General features: G+C 43.6%; 19 protein-coding genes. 3 read left to right on the forward strand and 16 right to left on the reverse strand.

Annotated elements, in window-relative coordinates; genetic code table 11:
- Positions 1-4: 4 nt before the first annotated feature.
- The 9 genes from LAQ65_RS15910 to porZ form a co-directional block, all read right to left on the reverse strand.
- Positions 5-1,129, reverse strand: coding sequence for a sensor protein KdpD (locus LAQ65_RS15910; protein ID WP_224117984.1), 1,125 nt, complete (start codon positions 1,127-1,129; stop codon positions 5-7).
- A 14-nt stretch (positions 1,130-1,143) separates the two neighbouring features.
- Positions 1,144-2,226 carry a porin gene (locus LAQ65_RS15915; protein WP_224117985.1) on the reverse strand — a complete coding sequence of 361 codons (1,083 nt, stop codon included), beginning with the start codon at positions 2,224-2,226 and terminating at the stop codon, positions 1,144-1,146.
- 18 nt (positions 2,227-2,244) lie between these two features.
- Positions 2,245-2,808 carry a K(+)-transporting ATPase subunit C gene (locus LAQ65_RS15920; protein WP_224117986.1) on the reverse strand — a complete coding sequence of 188 codons (564 nt, stop codon included), beginning with the start codon at positions 2,806-2,808 and terminating at the stop codon, positions 2,245-2,247.
- Positions 2,809-2,839: 31 nt separating this feature from the next.
- The gene (gene kdpB / locus LAQ65_RS15925; RefSeq protein ID WP_224117987.1) at positions 2,840-4,894 is read right to left on the reverse strand and encodes a potassium-transporting ATPase subunit KdpB; all 2,055 of its coding nucleotides are present in this window, start codon (positions 4,892-4,894) and stop codon (positions 2,840-2,842) included.
- A gap of 12 nt (positions 4,895-4,906) precedes the next feature.
- Positions 4,907-6,619: a potassium-transporting ATPase subunit KdpA gene (gene kdpA, locus LAQ65_RS15930; protein ID WP_224117988.1), complete on the reverse strand. Its 1,713-nt coding sequence runs from the start codon at positions 6,617-6,619 to the stop codon at positions 4,907-4,909.
- 18 nt (positions 6,620-6,637) lie between these two features.
- Positions 6,638-6,718: a K(+)-transporting ATPase subunit F gene (gene kdpF / locus LAQ65_RS21210; RefSeq protein WP_394369734.1), complete on the reverse strand. Its 81-nt coding sequence runs from the start codon at positions 6,716-6,718 to the stop codon at positions 6,638-6,640.
- 268 nt (positions 6,719-6,986) lie between these two features.
- Positions 6,987-8,339 (reverse strand): sigma-54-dependent transcriptional regulator, encoded by a 1,353-nt coding sequence (locus tag LAQ65_RS15940; RefSeq protein ID WP_224117989.1) that lies wholly within the window; start codon positions 8,337-8,339, stop codon positions 6,987-6,989.
- Between the two features lie 53 nt (positions 8,340-8,392).
- Positions 8,393-9,130, reverse strand: a complete 738-nt coding sequence (gene recO / locus LAQ65_RS15945) for a DNA repair protein RecO (protein WP_224117990.1) — start codon at positions 9,128-9,130, stop codon at positions 8,393-8,395.
- Between the two features lie 2 nt (positions 9,131-9,132).
- Positions 9,133-11,370: a type IX secretion system anionic LPS delivery protein PorZ gene (gene porZ / locus LAQ65_RS15950; RefSeq protein WP_224117991.1), complete on the reverse strand. Its 2,238-nt coding sequence runs from the start codon at positions 11,368-11,370 to the stop codon at positions 9,133-9,135.
- An 89-nt stretch (positions 11,371-11,459) separates the two neighbouring features.
- Between porZ and LAQ65_RS15955 the strand changes: the two genes are divergently transcribed.
- Positions 11,460-13,787, forward strand: coding sequence for an efflux RND transporter permease subunit (locus LAQ65_RS15955; protein WP_224117992.1), 2,328 nt, complete (start codon positions 11,460-11,462; stop codon positions 13,785-13,787).
- 8 nt (positions 13,788-13,795) lie between these two features.
- On the opposite strand, the gene LAQ65_RS15960 is transcribed toward LAQ65_RS15955, so the two are convergent.
- From LAQ65_RS15960 to alaS, 4 genes are all read right to left on the reverse strand, one after another.
- Positions 13,796-14,980, reverse strand: coding sequence for a TlpA disulfide reductase family protein (locus tag LAQ65_RS15960; RefSeq protein ID WP_224117993.1), 1,185 nt, complete (start codon positions 14,978-14,980; stop codon positions 13,796-13,798).
- Positions 14,981-15,003: 23 nt separating this feature from the next.
- Complete coding sequence (gene gatB / locus LAQ65_RS15965; protein ID WP_224117994.1) at positions 15,004-16,458, reverse strand: Asp-tRNA(Asn)/Glu-tRNA(Gln) amidotransferase subunit GatB; 1,455 nt, start codon at positions 16,456-16,458, stop codon at positions 15,004-15,006.
- 32 nt (positions 16,459-16,490) lie between these two features.
- Entirely contained in the window at positions 16,491-17,528 is a 1,038-nt protein-coding gene (locus LAQ65_RS15970; protein WP_224117995.1) for a PDZ domain-containing protein, read from the reverse strand.
- An 81-nt stretch (positions 17,529-17,609) separates the two neighbouring features.
- Positions 17,610-20,243 (reverse strand): alanine--tRNA ligase, encoded by a 2,634-nt coding sequence (gene alaS / locus LAQ65_RS15975; RefSeq protein ID WP_224117996.1) that lies wholly within the window; start codon positions 20,241-20,243, stop codon positions 17,610-17,612.
- A gap of 103 nt (positions 20,244-20,346) precedes the next feature.
- Here alaS and LAQ65_RS15980 point away from each other — a divergent pair, with 103 nt between their 5' ends.
- A complete protein-coding gene (locus tag LAQ65_RS15980; protein WP_224117997.1) occupies positions 20,347-21,318 on the forward strand; it encodes a peptidoglycan DD-metalloendopeptidase family protein in 972 nt (323 codons plus the stop codon).
- A gap of 81 nt (positions 21,319-21,399) precedes the next feature.
- A complete protein-coding gene (locus tag LAQ65_RS15985) occupies positions 21,400-22,020 on the forward strand; it encodes a MerR family transcriptional regulator (RefSeq protein ID WP_224117998.1) in 621 nt (206 codons plus the stop codon).
- Here the strand turns inward: LAQ65_RS15985 and LAQ65_RS15990 are convergent.
- Genes LAQ65_RS15990 through LAQ65_RS16000 form a run of 3 tightly spaced genes read right to left on the reverse strand, consistent with a single transcriptional unit; the run spans position 22,017 to position 24,693 of the window.
- Positions 22,017-23,123: a mechanosensitive ion channel family protein gene (locus LAQ65_RS15990; protein ID WP_224117999.1), complete on the reverse strand. Its 1,107-nt coding sequence runs from the start codon at positions 23,121-23,123 to the stop codon at positions 22,017-22,019. The two genes, LAQ65_RS15985 and LAQ65_RS15990, sit on opposite strands and share 4 nt — an antisense overlap.
- Positions 23,120-23,938, reverse strand: coding sequence for a hypothetical protein (locus LAQ65_RS15995; protein ID WP_224118000.1), 819 nt, complete (start codon positions 23,936-23,938; stop codon positions 23,120-23,122). Before LAQ65_RS15995 ends, LAQ65_RS15990 begins: the two co-directional genes overlap by 4 nt.
- Positions 23,935-24,693: a UDP-2,3-diacylglucosamine diphosphatase gene (locus LAQ65_RS16000; protein ID WP_224118001.1), complete on the reverse strand. Its 759-nt coding sequence runs from the start codon at positions 24,691-24,693 to the stop codon at positions 23,935-23,937. The genes LAQ65_RS15995 and LAQ65_RS16000 overlap by 4 nt, the downstream gene beginning before the upstream one ends.
- Positions 24,694-24,729 lie beyond the last annotated feature (36 nt).

The following is a 24,729-nucleotide window of genomic DNA, read 5'->3' on the forward strand; positions in this document are numbered from 1 at the left end:
CATTTCAGGATAGTATTACCAGGTCAATATCGGCCTCAGAAAGTTTATTAAGCAACTGGTTAAATACAGCTGTATTCAATATTATACCGGCCAGGGACAAATGCGGTTTCCCCAAACAAATTGTAGTAACTGCCCGCTGCTCGGCTATTTCAATAATTCCCTTAGCTATATTAGTATGACTCGATTTAATCACTTCTGCACCCAGTTCCGTAGCCAACTTAAAATTATTGATCAGGTGCCTTTGCGCCGCCAGCCCGATTTTATTGCCACTCTCTTTTGGTGTTTGCACATAAAGTACAGCCCATTTTGAATTATAATAGGTAGCCAGTCGTGCTGTTTTCCGGATTACTTTTTTAGCCACTTCATGATTACTGCTGATACAGGCCAGGAACTTTTCACTCCGAAGCTGCTGGTTCCGCGGCAATTCGGTTTCAATTTTTCTTTCCACCTGTGTGGCCACTTCCTTTAAAGCCAGTTCCCGTAATTGCAGGATTTTCTCAGACTGGAAAAAATTACGCATTGCTGTTTCCACTTTATCAGCAGTATATATCTTTCCTTCCTTTAAACGGGTAACCAGTTCATCGGCCGTTAAATCTATATTAACTACTTCATCGGCTGCTTTCAATACACTATCCGGGATTCTTTCGGCAACATCAACACCGGTAATAGCCTTCACTTCATCATTCAGGCTTTCAATATGCTGGATATTTACGGCACTGATAACATTAATCCCCGCATCCAGGATTTCCATAACATCCTGCCAGCGTTTTTCATTTTTACTGCCTTCAATATTTGTGTGTGCCAGTTCATCTATGATAACTAATTCCGGATGCAGGTTGATGACCGCCTGCATATCAAACTCTTCCAGTTCTTTTCCCTTGTAGAATAATTTCCTCCGGGGAATAACCGGCAGCCCTTCCAGCAATTCATGGGTTTCCTTCCGGTTATGGGTTTCTATATAGCCGATCTTTACATCCACCCCATTCCTCAAAAGGGTTTGCGCTTCCTGCAGCATGCGGTAAGTCTTACCCACACCGGCACTCATGCCAATATATATTTTAAACTTACCCTTCCGGGATTTCCGGATAAGTTCTAAAAAATGCTGTACTCCTGGGTCTTTTTCGGGCATGGTTCTCAGGTTCGTTAAAATGAAACGGCTATGGAGGCTGTAACAGCAGTATTACCTGCTTTTAACTGGCCGTCCTTTACAAATATATCGTCCTTGCTATTTAAAGATCTTGCTTCAATCCTTACAACAGCATTACTCACAGGCAAATAATCAAGATTCAAAGAAAATCCGGTGGTCTTAAATCCATTGGGTGTACCGGTTGCAATAATCACCCCATGTTCATCCTGGTAATATTCCATCCTTGCAGCCATGGCCCACTTACCTGACAGGCTATACTTCAAAATAAGGATCGGTGAGTACCATGTATTGAGATCAGAAGAGCCTTTGGATACCTGCTCCTGGCCAATGTCAAATCCGGCAATTACACCCAGTTTTCCCAGGCTGAATATGCCATACACATCATGAAAATAGCGCATCAGCCTGGCACTATCCGGTTTATCTGTCCCAATAAAAGTACTATAGTTCAGGGTGATGATGCTATTGGGTTTATACTGCAACTGGGTACCAAAACTCATCAAGGAATTTCCACTAACCCTGATGATGCGCTGCCAACCATTCAATGCTAAACCGCTCAAAAGCCATTTATTATTATCACTGGTATAAGTAATCTTCGCACCCGCTTCATAATAAGGTGAGTTCTCGGCCAGCAGGCTCCTGGTTAAAGTATAACAGTCTTTGCTGACTGCACTTTCAAAACCAATATGCGAAGGCATAATACCAGCATCTATCCAAAGATTTTTCTTCTTTGAAATTTTAATTCCCGCGTCGGCTTCATAAATATTTTTTAATACACCCGGTTCCGCCGCATAATTTGCATTCATATAAGTGCCTGCAGCCAGGGCAAGATTGGCCCTTACCCGTTCACTATTATAGGCACCTTTTAAATAGCCAAGGTTCAGGTTAAATTCATTATGCCGGTTATGGCTATAGATAAAACCAGGCCTGTTGTTGTCAGCGGGTTTATTAAAATCATACCCATAATAGGCTTCAACATAACCACTTATTGTAAATGGATTTGGCTTTTCTGCATTCTTTACATCCTGTGCAAAATTTTGAAGGCTGCATAGCATTAAACCACCTGCCAATAATCTTTTCATCGTATTGGTTCTAATATTTTATTTTGCCTGTTCTAGGGCAACATTTAATTTAAGTACGTTAACTTTTTCAGGACCGAATAAACCCAGGAAAGGCTTTTGAATATGCTGTTCTACCAATTTTGCCACTTCGGATTCTGGTAAATGCCGGACAGCAGCAATCCGTTTAACCTGGATTAGGGCTCCAGCCGGACTAATATCAGGATCCAATCCACTACCGGATGCAGTTACCAGTTCTGCCGGGATATCCGATTTTTGAATACCCGGGTTATGCACCATAAAGGTGTCTATACGATCCTGAACAAGTTTCAGGTAATCGGGATTGGTTGCCCCTTTATTGGAACCGCCTGATCCTGCTGCATTATAATCCACGGCAGATGGCCTACCCCAGAAAAATTTATCGTCAGTAAATTTTTGTCCGACCAATGCATACCCAACTACTTTACCATCCAGGGTAACCGTTTCACCCTTGCCATTTCCCGGCGCCAGTTTGCCAATACCTGCAATTAGCAAAGGATAACAAAGGGCCAGTAATACGATCATCACCAGGGTTAACCGAACCGCAGGTCCAAAATATTTTTTCATCTTTTATGTTTTAATTTTTTCTTGGGTGGTATCAGAACCATTGTGCCACCACCATATCAATCAATTTTATTCCAATGAATGGAATGATCACGCCACCAATACCATAGATCAGCAGGTTCCTCCTTAACAGGGCGCTGGCTCCGATGGGTTTATAGCTGACGCCTTTAAGTGCTAATGGAATAAGCAGTGGAATAATAATTGCGTTAAAAATAACCGCAGAAAGTATGGCGCTCTCCGGACTATGAAGGTTCATAATATTCAGTCCCTGTAAAGCCGGAATGGAAGCAATGAACAAAGCCGGCACAATAGCGAAATACTTTGCCACATCATTGGCGATAGAAAAAGTCGTGAGCGTTCCCCGGGTCATCAGCAATTGTTTGCCTATTTCCACAACCTCAATCAGTTTGGTTGGATCGTTATCAAGGTCCACCATATTTCCCGCTTCTTTTGCTGCCTGGGTACCACTGTTCATGGCTACGCCTACGTCTGCCTGCGCCAATGCCGGTGCATCATTCGTGCCATCACCCATCATCGCCACCAGTTTACCGTTTTGCTGTTCCTGCTTAATATAATTCATTTTGTCTTCCGGCTTAGCCTCAGCGATAAAATCATCTACACCGGCTTTCTCTGCAATGTATTTCGCAGTAAGTGGATTGTCACCGGTTACCATAACAGTTTTAACCCCCATTTTCCGCAATCGCTCAAACCTTTCCTGGATACCCGGTTTAATGATATCCTGCAGTTCAATAACACCCAGTACCTGCCCGTTCTGGCTTACCACCAGCGGCGTTCCGCCATTGGAAGAAATCAATTTCACCCTTTCTTCAGTGGAAGATGGAAATTCATTCCCGGCTTTGATTACCAGGTTCCGGATAGCATCAAATGCACCCTTCCTGATTTTGAGTCCGGCCATATCAATTCCACTTGACCTTGTTTCAGCAGTGAATTTAATGAAGGATATTCCCTCTTTCTGTAATGAAGGTGCTTTGATGCCTTTATTGCCCGCCAGTTCAACAATAGATTTCCCTTCCGGTGTTTCATCAGCCAGTGATGCCAACACGCATGCTTCCACGAAAACTGTATCATCGATACCATCAGCGGGCCAGAAACTTGTGGCTTTGCGGTTTCCAATGGTGATCGTACCTGTTTTATCGAGCAACAAAGTATCCAGGTCGCCTGCGGTCTCTACTGCCTTTCCACTTTTAGTTATCACATTGGCACGAAGGGCGCGGTCCATGCCTGCAATACCAATAGCACTAAGCAATCCGCCAATAGTGGTAGGAATGAGGCATACAAACAGGGATACAAATGCAGCGATTGTTATGGGTGTATGGGCATAATCTGCAAAGGGTTTCAATGTTACACAAACGATCACAAAGATCAGCGTGAATGCAGCCAGCAGGATTGTCAGGGCAATTTCATTGGGTGTTTTCTGACGGCTGGCACCTTCTACCAATGCGATCATTTTATCCAGGAAACTCTCACCCGGCTCGGTAGTAACCCGCACTTTAATATGGTCACTCAACACTTTTGTACCACCGGTAACAGAAGATTTATCACCACCTGACTCGCGGATAACCGGTGCAGATTCACCGGTAATAGCCGATTCATCAATAGTGGCGATCCCTTCAATGATTTCCCCATCCATAGGAATCATATCTCCGGCTTCACAAAGGAACACATCCCCTTTTTTCAATTGCGAAGAAGGGACAATTTTGATTTCATTTACAAAAATTTCCCCTACGGTCTGGATCCATTTTGCAGGTGTTTCTTCCCGGGTTTTACGCAGGCTTTCTGCCTGTGCTTTACCCCTTGCTTCGGCTATCGCCTCTGCAAAATTGGCGAACAGCAGGGTGAGTAAAAGGATACCGAAAATGATCAGGTTGTAGGCAAGGCTGCCCTGTGATTTTTCCCCGGTGGCAATCCAGATACAAACACCCAGCATAATGATGGTACCGACTTCGACGGTAAACATTACCGGGTTACGGAAAAGTATCCTGGGATTGAGTTTCACAAAGGACTGCCTTACAGCTTCCTTCACCAGCGAAGCTTCAAATAATTTATTCGACCTTATATGTTTTGACATTGTAATTATATTTTATTGACTCAGGAATTCAGCTATCGGTCCTAATGCCAGCGCAGGGAAGTAAGACAAGGCGTTAATGATCAGGATAACGGCAAAAGTCATCAGTCCGAATGTGAGTGAATCTGTTTTCAGTGTTCCTGCAGAATCGGGAATGTGTTTTTTATTGGCCAGTAAGCCGATGATGGCAATGGGGCCAATAATTGGAATAAACCTGGCCAGGATGAGTACAATGCCCGTACTTACATTCCAGAAAATATTATTGTCGCCCAGTCCTTCGAAACCGCTTCCGTTATTAGCGTTAGATGAAGTGAATTCATACAACATTTCAGAGAACCCGTGATAAGAGGGGTTATTCAGCCAGTTCGCAGGTTGCACCGCCCAGCCAATATTGGCATGATGGGCAACAAAATACGCCGCTAATGCAGTACCACCTTTGATCAGGAAGGCCGACAAAAGGGTAACCAGGGCGGCTATCTTTACTTCCCGCGCTTCCACTTTATGGCCCATAAATTCCGGGGTCCTTCCCACCATTAATCCGGAAATAAATACAGCAATGATGATATAAATAAAGTAGTTCAGCAGCCCCACGCCACACCCACCATAAAAGGCATTGACCATCATTCCGAGTAACTGCATCATGCCCGATAGGGGCATAGCGCTGTCGTGCATGGAATTGACTGAACCAGTAGATATAATCGTAGTAACGATACTCCAATAACCGGAAGCCGCAGGCCCGAACCTTACTTCTTTCCCTTCCATTGCACCGGTTGCCTGCGTGATACCCATTTTAGCAATCTGCGGATTGCCATGGATTTCAGATATGATCGTTGGAACCAGCAATACCAGCATCCCAACAGTCATTACCCCAAAGATGACATAAGCGAATTTTTTTCTTTTAATGAAAATGCCCATTGCAAAAATCACTGCCATTGGAATCAACACCTGCGATACTACTTCAACCATATTGGTGAAATAATTGGGGTTCTCAAGAGGGTGGGCCGAATTAGCACCAAACCAGCCACCGCCATTTGTTCCCAGGTGCTTTATGGCAATCATGCCTGCTGCAGGTCCACGGGATACATGGACCGAATCACCTTGCAGGGTAACGATACTGTCTTTACCATCGAAACTGGCAGGAGTCCCGTTTAATGCAAGGATAGTTGCAATAACTATAGATAAGGGCAATAAAATCCTGGTAATAGATTTTACAAAATATGTCCAGAAATTGCCCAGGTTATTGGTGGTCTTTTCTTTAAACCCGACCAGCATTGCAATAAGGCAGGCCATACCTGTTGCAGCACTTACAAACTGTAAAAAAGTAACCACAAATAGCTGGGTCAGGTAGGTTAATCCGGATTCACCGGAATAGTGTTGCAAATCGCAGTTCACTAAAAAACTAATAGCCGTATTAAATGCCAGGTCAGGAGTTTGGTTGGGATTTCCATCCGGATTTAATGGGAGGTGGGCCTGGAAAAGCAATAAGAAAAAAGCATAAACCAGCCATACCAGATTTACAGTGAGCACGGCTTTCAGGAACTCTTTCCAGTTCATGCCCTTCTTCGGATCTATGCCGGAAAAACGGTAAATCAACCTTTCGACAGGCTGCATAAAATCAGTGATGTTCTTCTCCCCGGCAAATACCCTGGCAATATATTTCCCCAACGGGATGGCCAGGATTACTGTCAACAGGAAACTTACTACAACACCGAATAATTCTGTATGCATAAAAAGAATTTTAAGGGATTAAAACTTTTCGGGTTTTAATAGAACATAGAGGAGGTAAATAAATACGCCGATAGACAGCGCAAAAAGGATGTTCATCATAACGGTTAAATTTTTTCGAAGTAGTCAATAGATTTAAAGAAGACCCAGAAGCAAAGAAGGGCTGCTAAAAGCAAAATAATAATTAACATGGCTGATCATTTTGGGGTTATTGCCAAACAGGATGCCGGAAAAAAAACAGAAGGGAAAAAACCTGCACAACCAAGAACAGGCTGGCTTTTCAATAATTTGGAGGTACTGTTTTAAAGGTATGCTAAATAAAAAACCCTTCCAAAATGAAAGGGTCAATTATCAAAACGGAAGGATGGCATCAGGTTGTCCGGATGCCATATTCCTCAATTTTCCGGTAAAGTGTGGTGAGCCCAATATTGAGCAGGCGGGCCGTTTCAGTTTTATTCCCGCCGGTATGGTTCAACACCCTTTGTATATGCAGTTTTTCTACACTGGCCAGGTCAAAAGCAGAAAGGGTGCCCGTCTTTTGCGATTGCAGTTGCTGCAATTCATTTGGAAGATCAGTTGGCAGAATCGCCGGGCCGGCTGCCAGTATCACAGCCCGTTCAATAATGTTTTTTAATTCACGGATATTCCCTTTCCAGTTATGGGCAATGAGCAAAGGCCAGCAAGCTTCATCGATTGCATCTATTTTTTTGTTCATCTTCTCATTGAACAGGGCCAGGAAATGATTCGCCAGTAAAGGAATATCAGATATCCTATCCCTCAGGGAAGGTATTTCAATAGAAAAAACATTCAAGCGGTAAAACAGGTCTTCCCTGAATTTGCCTTCCTCAACTTCCTGCTGTAAATGCCGGTTGGTGGCCGCAATTATCCGGATATCTGCTTTGATCGATTTAGTTCCCCCAATTTTAATGAACTGTTTTGTTTCCAGTACACGCAGCAGTTTAACCTGGAGTGTTAATGGCATTTCGCCAATTTCATCCAGAAAAAGGGTTCCTGAATTCGCCTCTTCCAGCAGCCCCTTTTTATCTTTGACGGCACCGGTAAATGCACCCGCTTTATAACCGAATAATTCACTTTCAAGTAATTCATTGCTGAAGGCACTGCAATTAATGGCAACAAATTCTTCCCCGGATCTTTGGCTGGCCTGGTGAATGGATTGCGCGAAAACCTCTTTACCAGTCCCTGTTTCGCCCAGCAATAGCACATTTGCATCTGTTGCTGCCACTTTTACGGCCAATTCAACTGCATTGCGAATTGCAGCAGAATTGCCAATGATAGCATCAAAAGAATATTGCCTGCCCAGCCGGCGCTGTAAATGCGCCAGCTTTCTTTGAATGTCCACTAACTCAGCAGCACGATGCAGCAAGGGAACCACTTTTTCATTATCATCACCTTTTATAATATAGTCGAAGGCCCCATTTTTCATAGCCTGCACCCCATCTGCAATATTTCCAAAAGCTGTAAGTAATATAATGGGAATACGGGTATTTTTTTTCCTGGTCTCTGCGACAAAATCAACACCGTTACCATCCGGAAGTTTAACATCACACAACAGGATATCTATTTCATCTCTTTGCAAATAACTATTGGCCTCTTTCAGGGAACCTGCCTCTATAACAGTAAATCCTTCCAGGCTAATTATCCTCTTTAACAGAGACCTTAGCTTTTCCTCATCATCAATTAATAATACAGTTACAGCATCCATAGCCAATTATATCAACCAAAACTAGTTCAAATTAGAAACCAAACATTAAATAATCAACCCAACACTTCCTGTAATATTGCCAGTGAGCGTAAATGGCCAAATTCAGGGACATGCAGGGCATAATAGGTTTCATAATGCTGCAATAGTGCCCGCCTTGAGGAAACGGGAAGCCTTATCTGCTCCAGTTCTTCAGGTTGCATTACTTTCAGCAACTGTGCCGTGACTTCACTATTGGTGCCTTCCAGGTACATATGGTGATTTGGGGCTTGTGCTACAAACAAGCCTTCCTGCAAATCAAGGTAAGGATGCTGTTCATCATATTCATCAGAGATCCTGAAGCCAAAAAAATTCGTCAGGTGTATCGCATAAAATAAAGGAAAATTGGCCACTACCAAAGGACTTGCCCGGTCGAGGTGCATCAGCACATCTTCCACAAAATAAAACAGGTCGGTATTGGTTTCGGGTTGCTTCAGGCATTTTGTGAGCAATTCCACCATGTATGTTGCCACTGAACCTTTAAAGACATCGTAAAAAACATGCTCATATAATACCGACCACCGGTACTCCCTGATGCGCTGTAAATTCTTTTGTTCATTATGGTACACAACCATATCGAGGATAGCTGCAGGCTGGAAAAGGTTTGACTTTGCCCCGCCTTTCTTCGATGAACTGCGGACACCATTTACTATATAACTCTGTAACCCGAACAACTCGGTAAACACAGACACTATAATGCTGGTTTCACCATACTTCACGGTCCTTAACACTATGCCCTTTGTGGTGTGGTTCATGGTTATCGTTGGATAAATACAATTTTTGCAGTTACCTGTTCCTTTCGGCTATCGTCCGATGCCATTACCAGGTAAACACCTGAAGAAATAGTTTTACCATACATGTCGCGGCCATTCCAGATAAACTGTCCGCCAAGCGCCCTGCCCTGGTAAACAAGGCGCCCATTCAATTCAACGATTTTTACAAAAGCATTGTCAACTAGTCCGCGTACTGCAATCTGGCCATTGTAGCCAGGCGGAACAGGGTTCGGATATACTAATACGTTTGCATTAACTTCTCCTCCGGAAGTGGCGTCCCCCTTATAGGAACAGATACCTGAAGATGTTGAGAAAATCACCGTTCCATCAGATTGGTCTATGACAATTTTACGCACATCATTACTAAGCAGCGGACTATTGGAACTTGTAAAATGATAAATGGTTTTTTCGCCACCGGGACTGACCAGCCAAACGCCATTTTTTGTTCCCACCCATTTCCGGTTGGCACCATCAACTGCCATTGCCTGTACCGCTTCACCTTTAAAAAGGTAACCTGCGAACTGGTCTGTTTGTACTACAGGAAGCACTGCTTCACAGCCCTGGCCTGAAAACACCTGTTCTGCACATTGAATTATACCAATACCATCATCAGTTCCCACCCAAATAAACCCAAACGCGTCTTTCACCAGGCTGAGAACGGTATTACTGGGAAGATTCCCATTACCCTTTCCCGCCCTGTACATTCTCCACTGGTCATCACCGGTATTATCAATAGATGCACCATGGTTGAAACAGAAAACCCCGTTGCCCCCGGGAGACAGAATCCATTCCTGGTTCAGGTCATCAATAACTATTTGGGATACCGTATACCCCGAATAACTAAAAGGAATATTGAACGACCTGAAGTCCCCATTCGGATAACGCATAACGAGGCCATTTTTTGCACCATGGTTGCTGATCCACAGGTTCCGGTCAGCATCTTCTGCCAATCCTGTTACCCTGAAGGAGGTGGGGTCATCAACAGCACCAGAAAGCCCATCAATGCTCAGGGAAAACTGACCTGACTCGCGCTTCAATAATCCTGCACCAAAAGAACCTGCCCAAAGAATGCCTGTCCGGTCCATTAATAAAGGGCCGGGGTGCGTGAAGCCTGCCGGTAGCGTATGATCATTTGTGTTATATATTGTCCATTGCAGTTCTGCAAACTGGCTGAGTGCTTCGCCAGTGGCAGCCCACCATTCCTTATTATTAGCAATTATATCACCTGTAGCCACAGAATATGGTGAATTGGGAATTACCGGGGTAATACCCTGGCTGGTTTTTTCCAATAAACCATTGCTACTATCTGCAATCCACAATACATCTCCGGTAATAGCCGCACCCAAAGGAACCCGGATCCTGGAATCAGTGATTCTTTCATCAACGAGTCCGTCGGTAAAAAGTTTCAATATTTCAGCTTCATTATTGCGTTGCTGGCAAATGATAATCCTGCCAGATGAAAAGCTAAGGTTATTCCACTGCCAGTCATCCGAATGGATAAGCGTGAATTGTCCGTTTTTTAGCATGTATAAAGCAGTTGCCGCCTGCAAATACACAGTATCATTCACCACCAGCACCTGTTGAACAGGCCCTGCAGGCAACCCATTGGACCCCGATAATAATTCCCAGTTGCGGTAATCAGCCTGGTTAATCCCGGTAGCAGGTGCCCTTTTCAACCCCTCCTGTGTTGCTGCATAATAATAACCGGCAGATTTTGCAGCAGCGTTTACTCTCGTATATGCACCTCCGTAACCAACCACCCAGGTGTCACCTATTTCCATTTTCGACAGGTTTAAGACAACAATCCCGAATCCTGTAGAAAGCAAACACTGGTTGTCATCCCCGCTCACCTGGTAAATAGTTTTGTCGGCATTTACAGGTTTTAGCTGAAGGGAATTAATGGTACTGATCTGCTTACCGGATATGACATTGATATTACTGTTCCGGTAGGCTATTACCAGTTTTTCACCTGGAGTACAAAATATAGTTTGCACCCCGGTTTCTGCCAGGCCGTTAATCCGGCTTAAGCGGCCGATGGTTCCTCCCTGCAGTGCAATACTGAAACAGGCGAAAGGTGTTGCGGTATAAAGGTGGTTAGTACCGGCGGAAACAGCAATAGCGCTATTATAGGGCAGGTGTTCCTGCCAGGTACCTATAGGTTGGGCTAAAACAGGGTGGAACCAACCTGAAACCAGGATTAAAAAGGAGGAGAAATAACGCATATCATACCAAAGTTAACCGAAATCAGCCGGGCAATTGTCGGGGGAATAACGGTAAATTGCTTTCTTTGTCTGCAATTAATTGCTTTACTATGTGGCAACAAACGGGGTCCCTGATTCTTAGGTATAGAATTCTGCTGGTAATAATTTTGCTGGCCTCCACCGCATTTATGGGTTATCATGCCAGTAAGGTACAAATGAGCTATGAGTTTTCCAGGGCCATCCCAACCAATAACCCTAAGTATAAAGACTATATAGCTTTCAAAAAACAATTTGGCGAAGACGGGAACCTGCTGGTAATTGGTGTGCAGACCGACAAACTCTTCAGCAAGGAAATATTCAATGATTATAAAACATTACTGGCCAGCCTCAAAGGCATAAATGGTGTTGAGAGTGTTTTAAGTGTACCTGGTGCATTTAACTTGGTTAAAAATGATTCCACAGAAAAACTACAGGCCCAGAAGATTTTTGCCGACGGTGAGTTATCACAGGCAGACATAGATAGTGGTGCTGCTTTATTTAAAAGGTTGCCATTTTACCAGGGATTACTCTATAATGCCCAAACAAATGCCTACCTGATTGGATTGGGCATCAATAAAAATATCCTGGCATCCCCAAAAAGGACAAAGGTAGTTAATGATATCCTGGCCCCCTGTGAAGCATTTGCAATGAAACACCAGCTGGCCCTGCATTATAGCGGACTGCCCCTGATCAGGACCCAAATAGCAGACCGTATTGCGAAGGAGATGAAATGGCTCCTGTTCGGTTCCCTGCTATTATCAGCAATTATCCTGCTGGGTTTTTTCAGGAGTTTTGGTGCAATGTTAATTTCATTGGCTGTGGTAATTATGGGTGTGATCTGGAGTGTGGGCACCATTGTATTGCTCGGTTATAAAATTACGTTGCTCATTGCCCTGATACCGCCGCTGATCGTTGTTATCGGCATCCCGAATTGCATCTATTTCCTGAATAAATACCATATCGCCTATAATGAAACGGGGGTAAAGGATGAAGCGGTGCGGACAATGGTTTCTAAAATGGGTATAGTAACCCTGTTCTGCAATATTGCAGCGGCAATCGGCTTTGCCGTTTTCGCTTTCACCAAAAGTGCCATATTGAAAGAGTTCGGCGTGGTAGCCGGCATCAATATCATGGTCATATTTTTCATTTCACTGATTTTTATTCCTATTGTATTAAGCTACCTTCCTGCGCCAAAAACAAGGCATACCCGCTACCTCGACAACAAATGGTTGCTTGCAGTATTAGACCGGCTTGAAATATGGGCCCTTAACCACCGCAAGGTTATTTATGGGATCACCACGGTATTAATCGTTGTTGCGCTTGCAGGTATGTCCCGATTAAGGTCAGAGGGCTTTATTGTGGATGACCTTCCCAAAACAGACCGTATATATACCGACCTTAAATTTTTTGAAGAAAATTTCAAAGGTGTGATGCCGCTGGAGATTGTGGTGGATACTAAAATCAAAAACGGTTTAAAGAGAAACCAGTTACAGCTTTTCGAAAGGATGGATTCCCTTTCCCAATATATCAATACCCGGCCCGAAATGGCCCGGCCATTGTCTATTGTTGAAGGCCTGAAATTCGCCAGGCAGGCTTATTATGATGGTGATAGCAGTAATTATGGATTACCGAACAGTTTTGATATCAGTTTCCTTGCAGGTTACCTGAACCTTAAAGGTTCAGGAGGCGACAGTAACCAGTTAACCAAACTGGTAAGTTCATTCATGGATACAGACCGGCAGCAAACCCGGATAAGCGTGAGTATGCGTGATGTTGGCAGCAAACGGCTTCCTGAAATTATAAATGACATCCGGGCAAAAACCAACCAGTACTTTGATTCCACTAAATACCGGGTAGTGTTTACCGGAAGCAGCATTACCTTCCTCGAAGGCAGCACATTTATTATTAATGGCCTTAAAGAAAGTATTTTATGGGCATTTTTATTAATCGCCCTCTGTATGCTTTACCTTTTTAAATCGGCAAGGATACTATTGTGTTCGCTTATTCCCAACCTTATACCATTGGTAATTACAGCCGGAATAATGGGTTGGGCCGGCGTTGCGCTCAGGCCCTCAACAGTTTTGATCTTTAGCGTAGCATTGGGAATCGCTATTGATATTACGATCAGGTTCCTTGTTAATTATAAGCAGGAACAACAGTCTACAAAAGATGACCAGACTGTAGTAATTGAAACCATTCACTCAACGGGCATCAGCATCATATATACGTCAATGGTATTAATTGCCGGCTTTGTGATATTCTGTTTCAGCGGGTTTGGCGGCACCAAGTCTTTAGGATGGCTTACATCCCTTACCCTGGTTGTTGCAACAATTACCAACCTGGTGTTATTACCGGCATTACTGATAGACTTATCAAAAGGCAAACGAAAAAAAACATAGTAAATCCATTATTTCAGGACTTCAGTTAATTTCTGCTCAAGGTCAAAGCCCCTTAATCGCTCAGCAATGATTATACCCTCTGGATTAATGAGCACATTGTAGGGGATACCATCAAAACCATAAGTCCTGACAGATTCGCTTTCCCAGAATTTAAGGTCGCTCATCTGTGGCCAATCCAGTTTATCTGCTGCGATAGCTTTTAACCAGGAAGCCTTATCCTTGTCAAGCGATACGCCGAGGATTGCAAAATTCTTATTCCTGAATTTGTCATAAGCCCTTACAACATTGGGGTTTTCCTGCCTGCAGGGGCCGCACCAGCTGGCCCAGAAATCGACGAGGACATACTTACCCTTAAAATCTGCAACCGATATTATTTTACCATTTGGATCCGGCAAACTAAGCGCAGGAGCTGGCTTTCCAACCAGGCTGGATGCAGCTTTCTGCTTTTCCATTTCGGTCATTTGTGCCTGCTGGGTGTCATACATTTGTTTCAGCGATTTCAGCATTTTATGGTCAGGGAACTGCTTCAGCGCATTATTAAGTGCCAATTCAAAATCCTGTTTTGGCAATATGCTGGCCGACAATCCCAATGAAAACAAACTTACCGCCGGGTTCTTTGCATCCCTGATAAAGTTTTTCATGTAGGTAGTCATGGATGCGATTTTTTCATTCTTTTCATTGGTAGCAGCCAGTATGAGACTGTCTGAACCTCCGAATTGCTTCAGGCTATCGAGTCGTGAAAATATGCCATTGATCACCTGGCTGCGCTCACCATATTGCTGCACAAATTCCTGTAACTGGCTGCTGGCCGGAGAACCCTTGATGGTATAATAACGGTCATGCTTAGACATATCCAGGTCAACCTTTATATCATTGCCGTCATTAATGACAAGAAAAACAGGACCATTATCCACAGCAACCTGGTAAATGCCTTCTTCCTTTGCCTTACCCTTTAAAACGACCTGCCCTTTATTGTCTTTGATCAGCACGGAGTCAAGGGCTATCATATGGCCCTCGCCTCCAAATGGAACTTCTTCCAGTATCATTTTACGGTTATTCATCGGCATCAGCCTTTCACCGTTTATATAATTCACTGCTACAGTAAAGTCGCCACCACCTGATGTTGCCTGCTTACACTGAACCGTAAAAAACGCTGCCGCGACAGCAACGATTACCAACTTTCTAGAAATCATTCTTATACTTTATTATTATTTAATTATTGTTCGTTCAATTTCTGCTCAAGCAAGGTAGTGGTCATTTTTGGATCAGCTTTGCCTTTTGAGATTTTCTTAACTTCTCCCATAAACAAGCCAATTAACCCTTTCTTCCCTTTTTTGTATTCAGCAACTTTATCAGGCATTTTACCCAATACTTCGGCGACCCATTGTTCAATTTCACCAGAACCGGCATTTTGCAGTAGATTAAGTGTGGCTGCCAGTTCTGCCGGATCAGCATCCGGCGTTTCGAGGAACCTGGGCAATAACCGGGAAGAGGCAGAGGAAAAACTAATTTTCCCTGAAGCGACCAATTCTACCAGCCTGGCCAACTGGCTTGGCGGCAGCGGGAATTTATCAAAAGGCAAATTATTTTCATTCAGCCAGCCTTTAACCGGCCCCAATAGCCAGTTAGCAACTGACTTATATTCTTTTATTCCGGCTAATACTGCTTCAAAATAGTCGACCAGGTCTTTTTCATCGCTGAGTAATCTTGCATCATATGCAGGCAACTGGTATTGCTGCATAAACCTTTGCTGAACCGCATCGGGCAATTCAGGCATGGCAGATTTTATGCGTTCCAGGTTTTCCGGGGTAACAACAAACGGGGGCAAATCCGGGTCAGGAAAATACCGGTAATCATTCGCTTCTTCTTTTGACCGCAAGGCGAAAGTCGTTCCCTTATCGGCGTCAAAACTCCTGGTTTGCTGAATGATCGGTTCACCTTTCTCTGCCATTTCCATCATCCTTTCTGCCTCATATTCAATAGCCCTTTTGACATTCCTGATAGAGTTCAGGTTTTTAACTTCAACCCTTGTTCCCAGTTTTTTATCCCCCCTGGGCCTGATAGAAATATTGGCGTCACAACGCAGGCTTCCCTCTTCCATGTTACCATCACAAATGCCCAGGAACCTGACCAGTTTACGGATCTCGGTTACGTATGCATAGGCTTCTTCAGCACTGAACAGGTCGGGCTCAGAAACAATTTCTATCAAAGGCACACCAGCCCTGTTGTGATCAATAGCCGTTTTTAGTGGATGTGCATCATGAATGCTTTTACCTGCATCCTCCTCCAGGTGTATATGGTGCAGGGCTACTACCCTTTCCTGTCCGGCGCTAACTATTTTTACCCCGCCGCCCTGGCAGATATTATTAATATGCTGGGAGGTTTGGTAACCTTTGGGTAAATCAGGATAGAAATAATGTTTCCGTGCAAACCAATTCACCGGACTGATTGCAGAATTACAGGCCAGGCCCATCCTGATGGCAAATTCAACAGCCTGCTTATTCAGTTTGGGCAGTGTACCGGGATAAGCAAGGGTAATTGGACTGATATGCGTATTGGGATCACCGCCATAACTGGCGCTGTCGCCACAAAACAATTTGGATTTGGTAGATAGTTGCGCATGTACTTCAAGGCCGATCACCAGCTCATATTTCTGATGTAGTTCAGTCATGCCGCAAATGTACCCAATCGGGTGAATAGTGACTACAACTCAGCCGTTTTTAGTTTCCTTGGAATTTTCAATTCCGCCTGCTGTTCTTTATTATTCCTAAGGTATTTAAATGGAATGGATGATTTTTTAGCGTCCCTTGCAGCCCGGGAGATATCCAGTAACTGCCCGACACTATTTACGGGAGCACCGTCAAAGCTTGTGATGATGTCCCCTTCTTTCAATCCTGCTTTTTCAGCAGCAGATTCATCGTCCACATCCAACACTTTCACACCTTTTCCATCTTCAGTATCCTGGGCCTTAATACCCAATTTCGGCTGGCCGTCGTGTAATTCCATTTTAAAATTTTCATTGAAACCAGGAAAATTGAAGGTCATTGGCATGTCCCTTCTTCCAAGGGTAGCCGTAAACTTCTGCTCTTTACCATCCCTCAAAACTGTTACTGTGACTTTATCATCGGGCTTGTACTTACCTACAGTTTTGCTCAATTCTTCTGGTGAGCCAATTGGGGTAGCGTCGACTTTGGTAATGATATCACCTTCTTTTAATCCTGCTTTATCAGCAGCACTTTCCTCAGTTATTTCTGTGACTACAACGCCCTTAGCTGATTTTTCAGAACCTACACCCAGGAATGGTTTATTGGGATCACCCATCATGCCCTGCATAGGGTTTCCATCATTATCCCATGACCAGGTTCCTTCCCTGAATGGGGAACCCGGCGGGTGTGGCATCCTGATGTTGAAATGATCACCATCAATAACCATAATATCCTTCTTCAAAACAGCCAGTTCATCGTTGTTAAACTCCTCCAGGGGTTTTCCATTTACCAAAACTGCATCGTCTTTCAATTCAATAACAAGTTTGATGTCTTTGGAACCCTTAGGGCCCTTTTCCCCCTTTGGTCCTTTTGTATCTGCTCCAGGATCCCCTTTCCACCTGATGATGATTTGCTGGGAATCATCCAGCTTTTCAGTTTTTTTTGCTTTTTGCTGGCCAAATCCGGTAGCTGTGCCAAGCAGCAGGACCGCCAGTGCTAAGGCAGGTTGCTTAATAGTTGTTATGATATTTTTCATTTACGGCGTTTTTCGTAGATCAAATATAATAGAATTTAATAGACTACGAAACATTTCGGAAATGTTAAATTGGGTGTAATCTCATGCTTCAAGCCTGACCTTAATATTTTCAATAACTTTTTGCAGGTTACCCGCTTCCTGTCCACCAGCCGTTGCAAGGTTTTTCTGGCCGCCTCCTCCGCCCTTAATCAGCGGGGCAACGATTTCCCTGATCAATTTACCGGCGTCCAGCAAGCGGGAGGTTACCAGTTCATCGGCAATACCAATTGCCACAAAAGGTTTTCCCCCGATGTTAGCGCACAGGACTGCAATATAATTTTCGAGGTTGTTCTTAAGGTCGTAACAAAGTTTTTTCAATGCGTCGGCACTGCCCACATCAACCAGTTCCCCAATGAAATTAATGTCGCCGATAATTATTTTTTTCTGGAGTAATTCATTACGGACACCCACCAAAGCGCGGTTCTCGAGTTGTTCCAATTTTTTGCGAAGCTGTGCATTTTCTGCAAGCATATTTTCAATGGACCTTGGCAACTCCTTAGGGTGCCTGAGTAATTCTTTAATTTCCTGCAACTGGTCCAACTGGTCTTTCAGCCATTCTGCTGCGGCTGCACCACTGATCGCTTCAATACGCCTAACCCCTGCAGCTACGGCAGATTCATGTTTCAGTTTAAAATATCCAAGTTCCCCTGTGGCAGCCACATGAGTGCCACCGCAGAGTTCAATGGAATAACTTTTATCCATCATGACTACTCTTACGATGTCGCTGTATTTCTCACCAAACAAAGCCATGGCGCCTTTTTCAATAGCCGTTTCCTTAGGCATTTCCTCAATATACACAGCAATGTTTTCCCTGATTTTCTGGTTCACCAGGTTTTCAATGCTGTTAATTTCATAATCTGTCAATTTAGCAAAATGGGAAAAGTCAAAACGAAGCTGTTCGTCATTGACCAGGGACCCTTTTTGTGCAACATGGGGTCCAAGAACGGTACGAAGAGCGGCATGTAATAAGTGGGTCGCTGAATGGTGTGCTTCAGTCTTCTCCCTCCTTTCCCTGTTTACCCTTGCCAAAACTGAAGCGGTAATATTTTTTGGAAGTTTTTCTACGAAATGTATGATAAGGTCATTTTCCTTTTTGGTATCAAGCACTTTCACTTCCTCGCCATCAAAGCTGAGTGTGCCTGTATCGCCAACCTGCCCGCCACTTTCAGCATAGAAAGGTGTTGCTGCCAATACCAGTTGAAAGGATTCTTTCCCTTTTGCTTTTACCTTCCTGTATTTCATCACTTTGGTATCGATCTCGAGTGTATCATACCCAACAAATTCCATTAAAGATGAACTGTCAAGTACAATCCAGTCTTCCGTATCCACAGCTGTTGCTGCGCGGCTGCGGTCTTTTTGTTGCTGCATTTCGTTTTCGAAAGCTGCCTCATCCACTTCAAGATTATTTTCCCTGGCAATCAGCCGGGTCAGGTCAAGCGGAAATCCGTAAGTATCATACAATTCAAAAGCAGCGCTGCCGTTGACAGTAGAATTTGTGGATTTCCCGGCAGCAGAAATAATATCATCCATTTTCCGGAGTCCCTTATCCAATGTCCGGAGAAATGCATCTTCCTCTTCCTTAACCACTTTTGTTACAAAATCAAGCTGCTGGTGTAATTCGGGGAATACTTTTTCAAACTGGCCAGCCAAAACGGGCATTAGCTGAAAAAGCAAAGGTTGTTTGTAACCGAGGTAGGAATAGTAATACCTTACTGCCCTGCGCAAAATACGGCGGATCACATAACCTGCACCTGTATTCGAAGGCAATTGGCCATCTGCAATGGTAAACGCAATAGCCCTGATATGATCGGCAATTACACGGAAAGCAATATCTGCGCGAGAATCACTATAACCGTATTCCTTGCCGGTAATTGATTCGGTTGCTTCTATGGTGCCGCTGAATACATCGGTATCGTAATTGGAAGATTTGCCCTGCAGTACCCGCACCAGGCGCTCCAGTCCCATACCGGTGTCAACATGTTTGGCCGGCAAAGGCTGCAGGCTTCCATCCTTCATCCGGCTAAACTGGATGAAAACATTATTCCATATTTCAATAACCTGCGGATGGTCGTTGTTCACAAGGGTCTTTCCGTCTTTAGCCGCACGTTCTCCATCAGGCCGGCAATCAACATGAATTTCGGTGCAGGGACCGCAAGGGCCGGTATCACCCATTTCCCAGAAATTGTCTTTTTTATTACCCATCAGGATACGGTCTTCTGCGATCCATTTTTTCCATTCACTGAATGCTTCTTCATCTTTGGGAATATGCTCCTTAAGATCGCCTTCAAATACGGTTACGTATAACCGATCTTCAGGTATCCCGAAAACTTTTGTCAGTAATTCCCAGCTCCAGCCAATGGCTTCCTGCTTGAAATAATCCCCGAAACTCCAGTTTCCCAGCATTTCAAACATAGTATGGTGATAAGTATCCACCCCAACTTCTTCAAGGTCATTGTGCTTTCCACTTACCCGTAAACATTTTTGCGTATCAGCTATACGGGGATTAGGCGCCTGTTTGTTCCCCAGGAAATAATCTTTAAACTGGTTCATGCCAGCATTTGTAAACAGCAAGGTGGGATCATTTTTTACCACAATTGGTGCAGATGGTACAATAACATGGCCCTTTGAAGCGAAAAAATCCAGAAACTGTTGTCTTATTTCAGCACTTGTCATCATAAATTCGGAATGATTCTTGGTGAATTTGATACTTCGCCCGCTATATTTGTAACCAGCCGGTGAAAGTGGTGCAAAGCTAAGGAAATGGGCTGTGCAGGCATATATGAAAAAAATCAAATATTACTACAACCCAAACACCCTCCGGTACGAAAAACTGGAAACACCCCTAAGGGTTAAATTGCTGCGTGCCCTTGGGTTTATAGCCGGTTCACTGGTTACTGCGCTGATCATTGTTTCAATTGCCTTTCAATACCTCGATTCTCCAAAAGAAAAAATCCTGCGCCAGCAATATGAAAAAGCCAGTGAGAACTACGAAGTGTTATCAGGCAACGTCCACAAATTGCAGCAACAAATGACAGAGCTGGAAAAACGGGACAATGATGTTTACCGGGCAATTTTTGAGGCCAGTCCTATTCCAGACAGTGCAAGGGTGAAGGAAATGGAACAAATTAAGGAAATCCAGCTGGTACAGGCCATGGATGCCGATGACTTATACAGCGATATTATTACCACACTTAATAACCTTAATAAACGGGTGGCCTACCAGAAAAAATCATACGATGATATTGGTGGCTTTATCAAAAATAAAGAGATCCTGCTGGCCTGTACACCAGCAATTCAACCGGTTAGTAATAAGGATCTAAACCGTATAGCATCGGGATTCGGATACCGCATCGACCCGGTATATAAAACGGTGAAAATGCATGCCGGGCTGGATTTTGCCGCACCACAGGGTACTCCTATTTATGCTACCGCGAATGGAATAGTTAAGCAGGCTGGAAATACAGGTAACGGGTTTGGAAACCACGTGGTTATTAACCATGGTTATGGATATGAAACCCTTTATGGCCATATGTTTCGTGTAAAAGCAACTGCCGGCCAACATATTAAGCGGGGTGAAATCATAGGATACGTTGGAAGCACTGGAAAATCGACAGGCCCTCACCTCCATTATGAGGTCCACAAAAACGATAAAAGGCTGGATCCGGTATACTTCTTTTACAATGACCTTAGTCCGGAACAATATGACCGCCTGCTCAAGATGGCTGCTGCAAGCAACCAAAGTTTTGATTAACCGGTGACCCCGACTTTTTATCCACAGAAATTTTCCGGCCGGATTATTGCGGCAACCCAATAGTATCTTTATACGAGAGATATGAAACCTTACCAGCAGATCAGCTTGAATTTTGGCTTCGAAGAGCCCGCAGCTCCGGAAGTATCTGTTACCCCAGACAAGGAAATCCCAAGGGCTAAAGAGGTGCGGACGGCTGTTGATAAAGCACCGGTTAAAATTCCGTTAGTGGATGAATCAACTGTTCTCACTATCCGCAAAAAGCCCGGAAGAAAAGAGAAGGAAAAGGCCTGGAAATCTGCCACTTCGGGCAAAAGGGGCAGGAAATCCTTAAAAGATATTGCTGCGGAAGTTGACCTTATTGAAATTCCCGCAGATGAACAATTGTACAGCAAACAATATTACAGTATTGGCGATGTGGCTAATATGTTCCGGATGAATCCTTCATTGATTCGCACATGGAGCAACGAGTTTGCCGGCATGCTGCATCCACGGAAAAACCGTAAGGGCGACCGGCATTTTCGTCCGGATGATGTGAAATTCCTCCATTTAATATACCACCTGATCAGGGTGCGGAAATTCACTCTTGAAGGAGCTAAGGAACACCTGAAACTGCAGAAGAAAAAAACCGAAAAACAGTTTGCTGTGATCCAGGCCCTGCAGAACTTCAAATCATTTTTACTGGAATTGAAAACAAACCTTTAAGGTACTCCGGCTGATCCACCTGTTGTAATGATCCTGATATCTTTACTCTCACCGGCAAGAACTACATCAAGTTCTTCCAGGGAACGCAAAATGGACAGGTTAATCGTTTGCTTCAACTGATTGAATTCCCTGATCGGAATAATTGCCGTGTAATATTCAATATGGACCAGGAAAGCATTTGGCGTTATGTCGCTGAGGAACGCAAAATAATTTTCGACAACCGGATGGGAAAGGCAGTTTTTTATTGCACTAATAGCATTATCCAATTTATCCGATGAAGTTTGCAGCGACAATTCCAGGTTCAGGTCGGCCCTGCGCTGTGTGCGCAAGCTAATATTGTCCAGGACACTATCAACCATTTGCTTATTGGGGACTGTCACAAATGTTTTCTGTTCAGTGCGAACACGAGTACTTCTGAGCCCTATTTTCTCAACAGTACCAGTAATTGATTGCACTTTCACCAGGTCACCAGCCTGAAAAGGCTTATCAAAGAAGATGATAAAAGAGGCGATCAGGTTTTCGAGACTTTCCCTCGCGGCAAGTGCAAGTGCACCCGCAACGATACTTAGTCCGGCCAGGTATGTGGAAATCTCCTTATTGAATGAAAACCGTATAATCAATAATATTCCCAGGATGATTAATACTGCTTTAAAGAAGTCTTTAAAAAATACAATCATCTGGTTATCGGAAACTTCTGGTGTAAGGTTGGCATTTTGTTCCATCAGTAACGCCACAAAATCAATAATCCTCCGTAAGAGCCATATAAATATGATAATAAAATAACCTTTTGCAAGACCATCCACAATACGCCTGAATTTAATATGGTACAATTCAAAGTCAAGTACGGAAGGGAAGTTCAGTTTATCAAGTGCAACCATGGTTATTGAAATGATCAGGAAAATCTCCATCGGCTGGAGCAACAATTCAACAAATGATTTCTGGTCGATCTTCCAGGAACTGCGTCGTATAACCTTGAATAATAGCTTTGAAATAATCCGTGATAAAAATTTCCTGAACAAAACGATAAGCAGAATTGTCCCAAAGCAAACCAGGTAAGCCCTGATAGTGTTATCAAAAATTTCGTATGATAATAAGTCGTTCATTTCTGGTCGTGGTTAGATAATGTATACACTTGCAAAACACCATCCTTCAAACAATATAAATGATCCATTGCCAGTTGGATCTTTTTAACACCCTGCAGCAGGGATTTCATATCCTGCTCCCGAAGGTCCATTGAGTTTAAAGCATAACTAACCAGGATTTTACCTTTCCTGCCTAGTATCCGGTTGCCAATTACCTGGACATCCGTCCAGCCCAGTATGGCTACTTTATTCCTGATTGTGCCGAAATAATCAAGGGCAATCAATCCTTTTTCGGGATCATATAAATAAACGAGGCGGTTAGCATCAACAAGATAAACGGGAGAAGGTGGTGCATCAATTAAAACCCTGAAATCGGCTGTTTCGCTGATTACTGTTCCATTGTCATCAAGCCTTTTCAGCTTAGCATCTAACTCATCATATACCCAAACTCCGTTATCATATGATTGCCCGATGGCTTTTGCCTGCATAATGTTCTGCTTCCTGAAATCAATGATATTACGGTTATTAAGCATGCGGTCTAATACCACGACGGTGCCGAAATCCTTGTAAAAAAGCAATACTTTTAAAGGGTTTGATACATCAATTGAAAATAGCTTTCCAAACCTGCGAACATCATTAAAAACAGCAATTGAATCCCCTTTTGGTGAAAGCTTTTTCAATTGTCCCGATTCGCTTACCAGGAATATATTGCCCAGGTTATCGACAGCAAAATCATTGAGTTGTTCACCAATAGTAAACTCCAATCTTATACTGTCTGATTGTGCGAAAAGGACAGCATGAACAAATAATGAAAAAACCAATGCAAGTGCTTTCATGATTTGTAGTATTTCAGGTGGAGTGTTTGTCCGTCAAATTCCGCATAAGAATCATAACGCAACCAGTCGCCCAGGTTAATATACCTGCTGGAACCGGGTAATTGAAAATCAATTGGCAGGTGCCGATGCCCGAAAACAAAATAATCATAGTGCTGTTCCTGTAAGGTTTCTTTGCAATAACTAATCAGCCATTCATTTTCCTCACCAAGAAAGCGCTCATCTGTTTGGCCTGTAGCAGACCTGCTTTTACGGCTCATATAATTAGCAAGCCCAATCCCGATAGTCGGATGGATAATCCCGAACAACCATTGGCAAAAGGGATTACGGAAAATTTTTTTTATGAGCTTATAACCATGGTCGCCCGGGCCAAGTCCATCCCCATGGCCGACCAGGAATTTTTTCCCATTAAATTCAAAAGGCATTTCCCTGTGGTATACAGGGATATTGATTTCTTTTTCAAAATACCCATTCATCCACATATCGTGGTTGCCAACAAAAAAATAAACAGGGATACCATTATCGGTAATGGTGGCAAGCTTTCCGAGCAGGCGAACATAGCCTTTTGGAACGACTGATTTATATTCATACCAGAAATCAAAAAGGTCTCCAACAATAAAAATCCCCGCTGCATCTTTGGATATCTCTTCGAGGAATTGAACCAACTTTTTTTCCCTTCTGAGGCTTTGGTCATAATCCGGAGCACCCAAATGAAAATCCGAAAGGAAATATATTTTTTTGCCTGTTCCTATTTGCATGTTCGCAAATATAATGAGAAGGGAGGGTGTCTCACA

The sequence above is a fragment of the Flavihumibacter profundi genome (assembly GCF_020076305.1).
Taxonomy (GTDB): domain Bacteria; phylum Bacteroidota; class Bacteroidia; order Chitinophagales; family Chitinophagaceae; genus Flavihumibacter; species Flavihumibacter profundi.